This window comes from Streptomyces sp. NPDC005266, assembly GCF_040607655.1.
Classification (GTDB): Bacteria; Actinomycetota; Actinomycetes; order Streptomycetales; family Streptomycetaceae; genus Streptomyces.
Genome location: NZ_JBEXHC010000069.1, coordinates 1 through 1,051, shown reverse-complemented (window position 1 = coordinate 1,051; position 1,051 = coordinate 1). Strand labels below are relative to the sequence as shown.

Here is a 1,051-nt window from a genome sequence, read left to right as displayed (position 1 = left end):
GAGCATGCAGGGCGGGCTTTGCCGGAGTACATGGTGCCCACCGCGATCGTGTCGCTGGATGCGTTCCCGGTGACGGTGAACGGCAAGCTGGACCGGGCCGCCTTGCCCGCGCCGGAGTTCACCGGGGGTGCGGGCCGGGGTCCGGAGACCCCGGTGGAGGAGCTCCTGTGTGGTCTGTTCCGTGAGGTGCTGAGCCTGGAGTGGGTGGGTGCCGAGGACTCGTTCTTCGGGCTGGGCGGCGACTCGATCATGTCGATGCTGGTCGTCTCCCGCGCCCGCCGCGCCGGAGTCCTGCTCACCGCCCGGCAGGTCTTCGAGCACCGCACCCCCGCCGCACTGTCCCGGGTCGCGGCGACCGTGGAGGCCACCGGCCGCGCCGACGAGCGGGCGACCGGCACCGTGCCCATGACCCCGCTGATGCGGGAACTCGCCGAGCGCTCCGGCCCGACGGTTCTGACCGGGGCGTTCTCTCAGACGATGGTGCTGGAGGTTCCGCCCGGTCTGGAACTGCCGCGTCTGGAGGCGGCTTTACGCCTGGTGCTGGATCACCACGATGTGCTGCGTGCCCGTCTGGTGCTGGTCGATGGTGAGCCGGATGCCCTGGAGGTACCGGAGAAGGGTTCGGGAAGGCCGGTCCTGCGTCGGGTGGACGCCGATGGGGTGGCGGGGGAGCGGTGGGTCCAGAGGGTGCGGGCGGTCGCGGAGGAGGAGGCCGGGCAGCTGGATCCGGTGGCGGGCGGGATGCTGCGGGTGGTGTGGTGTGACGCGGGCCCGGCCGCACCGGGCCGGCTGCTGCTGGTGGCCCACCACCTGGTGGTGGATGGTGTGTCGTGGCGCGTCGTTGTTCCGGATCTGGCGGCGGCGTATGCGTCGGGTGCCGGGGTGGTGCTGGATGCGGTGGGTACGTCGTTCCGGGGGTGGGCGCGGGCGCTGGCTGCTGAGGCGGCATGCCCTGGGCGGGTGGCGGAGCTGCCGCAGTGGCTTGAGGTGCTTGAGGGTGCGGATCCGGTGTTGGGGCGGCGGGCGTTGGATCCGGTGGTGGACACGGTGG

General features: G+C 72.3%; 1 protein-coding gene. It reads left to right on the top strand.

Annotated elements, in window-relative coordinates; all coding sequences use genetic code 11:
• Positions 1-33: 33 nt before the first annotated feature.
• The coding region (locus tag ABZU99_RS34900; RefSeq protein ID WP_356228198.1) for a condensation domain-containing protein at positions 34-1,051 on the top strand (1,018 nt) is incomplete at its 3' end.